Source organism: Saccharopolyspora sp. 6V (assembly GCF_020176785.1).
Taxonomy (GTDB): Bacteria; Actinomycetota; Actinomycetes; order Mycobacteriales; family Pseudonocardiaceae; genus Saccharopolyspora_C; species Saccharopolyspora_C gregorii.
The window spans coordinates 1-9,606 of sequence record NZ_JAIUKB010000121.1 but is presented as its reverse complement, the minus strand read 5'-3'; the positions used below and the strand labels follow the sequence as shown (position 1 = coordinate 9,606).

Here is a 9,606-nt window from a genome sequence, read left to right as displayed (position 1 = left end):
AATCCGGTGGGGCTTGCTTGTGCCAGCTCTTGAGCGTGGCCAGGGGCGGGGTCGAACCGCCGACCTTCCGCTTTTCAGGTCGGCGAACGCCGGTTCGGGAATGTTCAGCGCCTACGTAGGCGCTGGTCAGGAGCCTGCGCGAACTCAGCTGAATCACCCTGAACGCTGACGAATGAGACCAAGACTGAGACCAACGAAGACGCGGCGAGCCTCAAACGAACGGTGCCCCCGCACGAGGCCCACATGATCCGCTATGAAGTGACACATGGAACACCTCTGGTGGGATCTCGGACTCTGCACCGCTGGCACCGGCGTGGAAGTGGAGCTGCGCGGCGTGGAGGCCTTCGTCCGCCTCCTCGACGCCGACAACTATCAGGACTACCTCGATGACGACGACTACACCTACTACGGCGGCGTCTGGCGAACCAGCCCGCTCAGGCTCGAAGTGCCTTACGACGACCACTGGTACCTCGTCGTCGATGGCTACGAAGGACGGATCACTGTCCGGCGGGTCACCACCATCCCCGACTGACCAGCCGGGACTCGCCGCAAGAAGGCCGAGTAGCCCTCCTCATCCACCACATCAGATGGTCAAATTGACCCCATTAATGGTCAAAATGACCATCGCTGTGTATGGTCGGAGCTATGCCTAGAGACCTGATCGACGACCTGGCCCTGATCGCCTACCCACCGCCGCGTCCCGGCGAAGTCACTCCTCCGGAAGCGTTCCACGAGGCTGCCGAGCAAGCCGACGAAGAGCGCCGCAACTGGACCGAAAATCTCACCGCAGTCTGCGACGAGACAGGAGAAGATCCTCTGCTCGTCGCCGTGGAGACGGCCGCTTCCGAACGCGATCAAGCCCAACTATTGATCCGTCAGCTTGTTGCTTACGGCCGCCACGTCGCCACCTCGCGGCGCCCCGCAGCGGCACTCGCGGAGGCTGCGGGCATGGACCGAAAGACACTCGAACGCCACGTCACCGATGCCGACGTCGCGGCCGTCCGTTCGTTGATCGAACCCACACGCGACGAAGAGAACCGCTCTCGTCCACTGACCATCGAGATCACTGACGACAACTACTGGGTCCTCACCGAAGCGTTGCGGGAGTGGTCGTACCGGCAACGGAGCGATGCTGCAAGCAACGCTCCATCCGAACCAGATGACTCTAGGTTGCAGTGGGCCGAGAAGGCCGACGCGCTGGTCAGTCGGATCAAAGCGGTGAACTGATCGGACTTGAGCGAACAGGGCAAGGCCTCTAGCTGGCTCCGACCGAAGGCACAACGCACACGTGCGGAGTTCGCCGGAAGTTGCCCGATAATCCGCGAACGACAGTTACGGAGAGTCATGCCGTTTCGAAGCTGGCGAAGGCTTTGCCCTGTTAGGGCGCTACCTTCACCAGTACGGGGGTGCCGCCACTGTGACGAAGGGTCGCAGTGATCACCCACTCGTCGGATAGGTCGGGCTGATCGTCCGGCGGCAGCTTGCCGCCCGGGGGCAACCGGTCGTCGTTTTTGTTCGCATCTGGCTTTCAAGCGCATGTGCCAGTGCAGGAAGCTGTGCACACGGGTCCGATAACCGGTGGCGCCAGGGGAGAGAGCAGAGCGGTGGCAGCCGCGTCATGCTCCCTCCCCGGCTGCCCTTCGGACCAGTGTTTCCCGAACCGGGGCGGAACAGGCTGTGTCGGCATCTCCCGACCCCGGAGGTAGCGTCGATCCAAGGACACCAGTGACCATAGTTTTTGACCGGTGCGTGACACCAGAGCAGACCGCTAGGCAGCCGTTTTCATGCGCCGACCGGTGCTCGCTCGAAGCCGAGCCGATAACCAACACCGATACTCGACGCACCCTCCCTGACCTGCGCTGCTGCGGTGAGCGGTATCCGGAGTCAAGCTGTGGTGCTGACCGGATTCACAACCAGGCGGCAGGAACGTTCCGCACGGTGGTGCAGGTAGGAGCCCTTCACGGCGATCTGCATCTGCATCCAGCACCTACATCTCCGACCATGACAGCGACCAGGTTGAACGTGCTCGTCGTCAATGGCCACGAGGTCATGAGCGAGCTGATCGGGTTGCTCCGCCAAGAACCACGCGTCGGCCGGGTCGACTTCGCCGTCAACGCCTCGCACGCACTTCGGGTGAGCCAGGATGCGCTACGGAGCCAGCGACAAGTACATGCCTGGTTCCACGCTCTCGAACCATCCCGTCCGAACACGTTGCGCCTTGCGCTGACGGCCCGCTGTCTCGGAACACCACCTCGGGTGGTCGTCGTAACCGGACGGTACGCGGATGCCTTCACCGCCCTGGAGTTGCACGCAGCGGATTATCTGATCACTCCGCTGACGCAACGACGTTTGGCCGCCACCATCGACCGACTGGGCAGGTAAGGCACAAGTAGGTGAAGCGGGCTTGAACGCTGATCACTTGGCCACCCGCTTTACCTGCGCACCTGTATAAAATCTTTCCTACGGAACGGCACTCCAGCTTTCCCAAGGTCGGCTTCCTCTGTGACCTTGAAGGCAGGCGAGCCGATGGATGCACTGGCCGCGCCTGTCGGGATCTCGCTCCGCGATCTGCGCCGCCGTGGTCGTCATGCGGAGTTCGCGGATGTCGCGGAGGACTTCGAAGCCGTCCCAGGTGGTGACGTCGTAGCCGTAGGTGCGGCAGTAGTCGGTCCACTGTTCGGTGGTGAGCCATCCGGTGGTGACGTGGGCGACGGCGGTGGAGACGAGGTCCCATTCCGGTGGGCCGTAGGCGCAGCGTTCGAAGTCCATGAGGATCGGGCCGCCTGCGGTGGTGGCGACGTTGCCGCGCCAGGCGTCGCCGTGGACCAGGCGCCACGGGATACCGGCAGGCAGTTCCTGGTAGGTGTCTTGGAGTTCGGCCAGGCGCTTGCGCAGCCAGTCCCGGTCCTGGGGGTCGAGCCAGGTGGCGCCGTCGATGCGTTCGGCCACGCGCACGAACGGCGCCAACTCCGGCAGGTCCATCCCGTCCGGCAGGTCAAGGCTGTGGAGTTCGCGCAGCAGTCCGGCTACATCGGTCGTGCTGCCTTGCTCGTGCGGCGGGAGCTCGTGCCAGAACGTGACCGCCCGCTCTCCCACCACAACCGGCGCGTCCTGCTCACCCCACGGGCGCACCGCTGGAACCTGGGTGCCGGCCAGCCACCGAGTCACCCGTAGTTCCTTGGCCGCCGCGGAGACCTGGCCGGGCCGGGAGATGCGAGCGACCACACCTCCGGGCAGCCGGTAGAGGTCGTTCTCCCCAGCTCGGATGAGCTCTGCGGCTCCGTGGTTCAAGCCGACCTGCTCGCACGCCCGACGCAGCACGGCGGTCGTCTCGGTGCTCATACGGTCGCGACCGCCGCTTCGATCCGGCCGCGTAGCGCGGTGACCTCTCCGATGCCTCGGTGAGCACGCGCGTACCCGCTCAACGCCCGGAGGTCGTCGGCGGCCCGGCGGGACTTCAACGGGGTAGCCGCTTCCAACGCCCCGCCTCCGAGGGTGGCTGCTTCGAGCGGGTCGCCGGTGACCATGACGAGGGAGGCGAGCTTGGTCTGACTGATCGCGCGCGACCGGACCGCGCCTTCTCCGTGCTGCCGGACCGCTGTCTCCAGCCGAGTAGTTGCGTCAGTGACGAAACGTCCTTGGATGGCCAGCTCCCACAAAGCATGCCCGGTATCCCCCGCGTGTTGGGCTCCGTCGTAGTACGCCATCCACGGCGGATCGTTCGCCGGTTCGGCGCGGGCGAAAGCGTCGTCCGCGTTGCCGACGGCCATCACCGTGTCCTGCGAGCGGCGAAGCTTGCCGAGTGCTCGGGCGCGGGCGGTATGCAACATCGCCTGCTCGGTGCCCGTGAGCCGGTCGGACCGCACCAAGGCCATCTCCGCGAAGGTCAAGCCCGAATCCGGATCGCCGCACCAGATCGCTTGTCGTGCCATTGACGAGAGGATCTTGGCCCGCAGGTGCCAGTCTCCCGCCTCCTCCGCACACGAGAGCGCGAACCGGAACATCCGACGCGCATCGTCATGGGCGTAGGCGTCGAATGCCATGAATCCGGTGACGTGTCCGAGGTAGCCCACCGCGGACAACAACTCGCCCCGAATCCGCTCGGAGCACCGTGCGTTGAGCAGCTGCACCGCAAACCGCAGTTGCGCCATCACCGCTTCACGGACGAAACCGCCGCCGTAGCGGGCATCCCAGGTGCCGAACGTCTGCGCTGCCGCACGAACCTCGGCGACCTCTGCCGTCCCCACCACCGACGGAACCGGAGTCGGCTCGCTGAAGGCGAACATGTCGATGACGTGCGCACCGCCGACCGCCGCGCCGACCCCGACAGTCCGCAAGAAGGCCTGCCGGTTCACACCAGCTTCTCGGGGAGCCTCCCGCCGAGGACGCCGGAATCCCAACTCGCTGTCGGTCTCCACACCCAGCACGGCGCGCAGCGCGGCCCGGCGATTCACGTCCTGTGGCCAGCGGATCTTGCCCTGTTCCAGCTTTCCGATGTAGTTGGCGTCGATCTCCGCGACGTTCGTGGCGCCGGTGTGCTCGTAGATCCAGGCGTTGACGAGCTCGGCGAGCTCTTGGCGCGTCAGCGGTTCACCGGACGCATTCGGCGACTCGACGCGCTCCCGAGCGCGACGCAGCGGTTCATTGGCCTCGGGCATGGCCGACCCCTCATCCACGGTTGGAGGCTCGCACCTCCAAACAGTAACCGCGATCACCAAACCCGAACCTCCCTCAATCCTCCCCGAGCACTCCCCTTGACAACCCAGTTATCCGACGTCCCTGACCGGGCACCTACCGAGCCACTGTGGACACAGCGCGAGCAGTGACGCCGCGTCGTGCGGCTCTCGCCCGATGCAGGGGAGGTAGTCGGTCCATGTCATTCGAAGAACACCGGTCCACCGATGCGAGACCGGAGAACACGTTTCAACCGGTCAGCTACCGGTTCCGGTATCTGCGTGGAGTCGTCGGCGAGTCCCAGCGAGTCGTCCACCTGGCCGTGTTCGCCGATGAGGACTCGGTATGGTCGTTGTGCCACCGGGAGTTCGGGCTCGGCGACGTAGAACAGGTCGAGCGCTGCGGAATGCCGTGCCTCCCCTGCACGGGACGTGCAGCCACGGCGGCAGCAGGCTTCTCCCCTGCACTCCAATCGGGCGTGCTCCCCGCTGAGGGGAGCGATCCGCGATGACGGCCGCCGTCGTGCTGCTGCTCTTGCTGGCGATCGGGCTCGGAGTTCTCGCGTGGCCACCTGAACAGCCGCAGAAATCGGCCTCTCCTCGACGCGGAACCCGCTGATGGACACCCCGCTGATCTGGATCGCGAGCACCGCGGAATCGGAATGGCACGCCGCCGCTCGTTGGGAGTGGCACGGCGCCCGGCCGATAGCCGTGTGCGGCCACGTCGTGCCGGGAAAGGTGCACGGCCGCCGTAGCGTCCTGCCCCCGTTAGAGGTGGGGCGCGAGTCGTGCGCTGCGTGCCTCGCGGCGCTAGAAGTCGAATTCGGGCACCTCGGCTCCCAACTCTCACCACTACCAGAGCCCGAGGCCACCGCGGAGATCGAGCCTCCGGACGCGGCGACCGCTCGCAACGTTGAGTTGAACCGGGCTCTTCGATTGGACCCGTCCTGGCCAGCCACCGACTTCGGCACTTCGGACTACGGCAGCAGTCCTCAGCAAGAACACCGGTTAGCCGCCTGAGCACGTCCCCGCAGCTGAGAGCACCGGCTCACCGCACCCCTCTCAGCCTCCCAAGCGCCGGTCGGCGGTGCAGGCCCCGATACCGCACCGCCGACCGGTTTCCACCAGACCACCAGGTCCAGGCGCCGCGTAGGCAGCCGCCACGACTCCCCGTAGCCTGAGACGAGCCGAAGAGGAGCAGCGCTTGATGGAGAACGCGACGTTCACGCCGCAGACCACCCGCCAAGTCCTGGAGACCGCCAGCGAAGCCGCCGGAGTCGACCCGCGCGGCGCTGAGCTGGTCCGCATGGGCGAGAACGCCATGTTCAGGCTCGCCGCTGCTCCGATCATCGCCAGGGTCGGCCGCTCCGTCCCCGCCGGCCACAAGGAAACCCGGATCGCGAGCTGGCTCGCCTCCCACCAGTTCCCCGCCATTCGACTCGCCCCCGTCGATCGCGAGTTCGTCCCCGTCGGCGACCTCGTGGTGACCTTCTGGAAATTCATAGAGGAGAGCGAGCAGCCGATCAGCTCCGGCGAACTGGGCGACGTGCTGCGACGGCTGCACTCCATCCCCGAACCATCGGACCTCTCGCTGCCGTTCTTCGAGCCCATGCCCAAGGTGGAGAGCCGCCTCCAGAACATCGGCTCAGCCCTGCCCGACGACGACCGGGCCTTCCTCAGCAACCGTAAAAAGGAACTCGACGAGCAGTTCGCCGACCTCACCTTCGAACTCGGCTTCGGCCCGGTCCACGGCGACTACCACAAGGGCAACCTCATGCGGGACCAGAACGGCACCGTCCGAGTCATCGACCTCGAAGACTTCTGCTGGGGCCCGCGCGAGTGGGACGTCTGCGTCGAAGCCGTCCGATACCAAGCCCTGGGCTGGGTCAGCGACGAGGATTACGCCGCCTACACCACCTCCTACGGTGTCGATCCACTGAACTGGACCGGATACCCGGTCATCCGGGCAATCCGAGAACTCAACATGACTACATGGCTGGCCCAACAAATTGGACAAGGGTCAGCGATCGACGCAGAGATAGCGAAGCGCATCAAGGACTTGCATAGCACAAAATCAGCCCGCCAGTGGAATACTTTTTAGCAGCCACATACTGCGACATTGCAGTTCATCGGAAAGTCACCCGCCCACTAACGCTTGCGCGAATTTAAATAGATCAGAAAACTGACCCATAGCCGCATATAGAAGCGCTACGACTAAGATTCCGGCCGCAACAATCAGCTTCGCGTACCTTCCCACGATATCATTTAAAGATGGCAATAGCTTCCGTAGCCGAGAACCGACGAAATCTTCACTCTGATTCGCTTTCACCATCCTATTAATACGTCTCGCAACCAACACTGGATTGTCATTTAAAACTAAAGTTGACGCCATCAATAAAAGAAGCTCAGCCCGTGGAGATCTGTTTTGATCCGAACACCTGATAGCTTCTTCCCTAATGCTTTCTGCCAAGCCGACATACACAGAAGACGTAAACTCAAAGTCAGCCTTAGACAGTATTCGGCGCAATCCTGGAACACATAATTCAACCGATTTGGCCGCCTCGAACATCTCGCGATGCTTCCTGCTCCGCCAGCTCGCAGCTCCGCCGCCATGCCTTCCATCAATCGCATCCCCCGCGGAAGCAAACAGGCTCCCAAAACATTTTTCCAACAAAGTGTTACTCGGCCGCATGAAGCGCATGAGTCGCACATAAACCCAAAGAAAAAGAACACCAAAGAAATAAGGTAGCGAATCTCCCACGACACTCGCCCACCGGTCCAAACCCTGAGGGTGGGAATCAGAATTAAGCGAGCGAAATCCCAGCGCAAACAAGAGCCCTGCGCCCGAAACGAACGTGACCAGCCTCATTCTACTGCGAACAAAAGCTACAACCAGGCACGTTTGAAACTTGGAAAAACTATTCCCATCAAACCAATGACTCCATCCATTTATAGTAATGCTTCCACTGGCGGCTCGCGAAATCGTACCCCAGAGCAGGTCTCGATATAACATGCACACAAAGACGGTAAACAAGGCCAAAACTTGAATAAGATCGCGCAGCGGAAGCTGCCACGCGTGCGAGTAATTCAAGCAAATGTAAACCCACAATAGCAAGCAAATTACTACTTCCGAAAAGTTTCTCACCCTGCGGCGAATCAACTTCCGCATGTCGGTTTCGTCAGAAACCCAAACAGCACAAGAGTGCAGTCCGAAAAGGTTCAGAAGCAACAGAACCGCAGCCAGCCTTAACCCGAGTAAAGATTGCTCCATCCACCAGTGATACATACACTCAGAAACCTTCCAGTTCGGAATCCTACCGCAGGCTATACCTCCAGCCTTCTCGAACCAAAAAAACAAATAAAGTTCACTCGAATAGATCAGCTAATCTCACAAGCTACCCATCAGGTAGTTTTCAAATTCTGACACCCAAATCGAATCCGAGTGCAGTCGAAGTCGGTCGCGAAACTCGTTGACGTAGGAGTTAACACGGTAGGATTTCAATCCCGCCGCAGTATCGACGACTTCTCTGGCGACGGTGACCGCCTGTTCGACCTCGTTTGCCTGGAGGTACGAGGTCGCGAGAACGGTGCGACAGAAGGAGAGGCTTCGGACGTAGAGGCTTTCGGAGGACTCGATGGACTTCACCGCGTGCTCGGTGGCTAGGTCGGGCTTGTCAAGGTCGCGGAAGCAGTGAGCGAACTCGGCGTTCAGCTCGGCAAGGTCGAAGTAGCGGATCCAGTCCGGATCGTTCGCGGGATCGCTGGCGCTGAGCGACTTCTCGGCTTCCAACATCGCAGCCGTGGCTTCCTGCTCGTTGCCCTGGGAGGACAGGGCTCGGGCCTCCATCGAGTGGAACAGCGCCATCGCAGTGGGCGTCGCCTGGCCGCACGCTCCCTGGGACGCTGCGCGGGCCAGGTGGACGGCCTGCTCGTAGTAGCCAAGGAAGTTCGCCTGGTGGCTCATACCCGCGAGGATGCGGCCCGCCAGCGCACGATCCCCTGACGCACGCGCGAGGCGGAACGCGTGGTGCAAATAGCGCTGCGCGAGAGCATGTTGGCCGGTGTCGTAGCAGGTCCACCCGGCCAGCCGGGTCAGCGCGGCGACCTCCTGGAAGTACCTGCGGCCCAGCTCGTTGTCCGGCGTGACGTGCGGCAGCAGCGGGAGCACTTCGCTTTCGAGGTACTGCGCTACCAATGGCTTCGGGCGACCGCCTCCGTAGCGGTAGTCGTAGCCCGCGAACATCGCGGTCGCGTCGTGCACCGCTTGGACGTCGAACTCGCTGATCGGCCGCGGTTCCACCGGCCGTGAGCGCTCGCCGTCGCTGCCGAACATCCACTTGACCAGCAGCGAACTCCACGCCGCCGGGACGACGAGCAACTTGTCCGACTGCCCGGACGGGCGCAGCTCGAACGAAGCGAGTTGCGTCAGCGACGTGATCGAGTCGCTGATGGTCTCCGGGTATTCGAGCGTGCCGTCCACGTTCTCGGCGGACACCTCGCCGTAGCCGACGTCGTCCATCGTGACCGGGCGCCCGAGCACGTGGGTGAGCACCTTGACCAGGACATGGCAGGTGCGGGCCTTCGGGCGCTTGGTCGCGCCGCTCAGCCACTTCTCGACGTTGGTGTGGGATGGGGCGATCGGCTCGGAACCGTCGAGCTTGCTCAAGTCGCTCATGCGCTTGGCCAGGCCCTTGTTCGTCAGGCCCGCTTCGCTCATCAGCGCAGCTAGGCGCCGGTTCGGTTCCTGCTCAGCCATGATCCCGTGCCTCCGCCGAGTAGTAAAACATGCGGGGCCGACCTACTGGGGGGGCCCCCCCCCCCCCCCCCGGGGGGCCCCCCGGGGGGGCAAACCCCCCCCCCGGGGGGGGCCCCCCCGCCCCCCCCGGCCCCCGCGAGAGTGAAGGGCACGCGACAACACAACCAGAGGCGCGAA

The 9,606-nt window shown here is 63.4% G+C and carries 8 protein-coding genes; 4 read left to right on the top strand and 4 right to left on the bottom strand.

The window, feature by feature from the left end:
- Window positions 1-265 precede the first annotated feature (265 nt).
- The 3 genes from LCD35_RS22435 (at window position 266) to LCD35_RS22425 (ending at window position 2,382) form a co-directional block, all read left to right on the top strand.
- The gene (locus LCD35_RS22435; protein WP_225044791.1) at window positions 266-532 is read left to right on the top strand and encodes a DUF1883 domain-containing protein; all 267 of its coding nucleotides are present in this window, start codon (window positions 266-268) and stop codon (window positions 530-532) included.
- Between the two features lie 113 nt (window positions 533-645).
- Complete coding sequence (locus tag LCD35_RS22430; RefSeq protein WP_225044790.1) at window positions 646-1,227, top strand: hypothetical protein; 582 nt, start codon at window positions 646-648, stop codon at window positions 1,225-1,227.
- Window positions 1,228-2,001: 774 nt separating this feature from the next.
- Window positions 2,002-2,382, top strand: coding sequence for a hypothetical protein (locus LCD35_RS22425; RefSeq protein ID WP_225044789.1), 381 nt, complete (start codon window positions 2,002-2,004; stop codon window positions 2,380-2,382).
- Window positions 2,383-2,460: 78 nt separating this feature from the next.
- On the opposite strand, the gene LCD35_RS22420 is transcribed toward LCD35_RS22425, so the two are convergent.
- Both LCD35_RS22420 and LCD35_RS22415 read right to left on the bottom strand, forming a co-directional pair.
- Window positions 2,461-3,342 carry a phosphotransferase enzyme family protein gene (locus LCD35_RS22420; protein WP_225044788.1) on the bottom strand — a complete coding sequence of 294 codons (882 nt, stop codon included), beginning with the start codon at window positions 3,340-3,342 and terminating at the stop codon, window positions 2,461-2,463.
- Window positions 3,339-4,658 (bottom strand): XRE family transcriptional regulator, encoded by a 1,320-nt coding sequence (locus LCD35_RS22415; RefSeq protein WP_225044787.1) that lies wholly within the window; start codon window positions 4,656-4,658, stop codon window positions 3,339-3,341. Before LCD35_RS22415 ends, LCD35_RS22420 begins: the two co-directional genes overlap by 4 nt.
- Before the next feature lie 1,222 nt (window positions 4,659-5,880).
- On the opposite strand from LCD35_RS22415, the gene LCD35_RS22410 reads away from it, so the two are divergent.
- Window positions 5,881-6,774: a phosphotransferase family protein gene (locus LCD35_RS22410; protein WP_225044786.1), complete on the top strand. Its 894-nt coding sequence runs from the start codon at window positions 5,881-5,883 to the stop codon at window positions 6,772-6,774.
- 36 nt (window positions 6,775-6,810) lie between these two features.
- Here LCD35_RS22410 and LCD35_RS22405 read toward each other — a convergent pair whose 3' ends face one another.
- Window positions 6,811-7,959 carry a hypothetical protein gene (locus LCD35_RS22405; protein ID WP_225044785.1) on the bottom strand — a complete coding sequence of 383 codons (1,149 nt, stop codon included), beginning with the start codon at window positions 7,957-7,959 and terminating at the stop codon, window positions 6,811-6,813.
- A gap of 102 nt (window positions 7,960-8,061) precedes the next feature.
- Window positions 8,062-9,429, bottom strand: a complete 1,368-nt coding sequence (locus LCD35_RS22400) for a hypothetical protein (RefSeq protein WP_225044784.1) — start codon at window positions 9,427-9,429, stop codon at window positions 8,062-8,064.
- Window positions 9,430-9,606 lie beyond the last annotated feature (177 nt).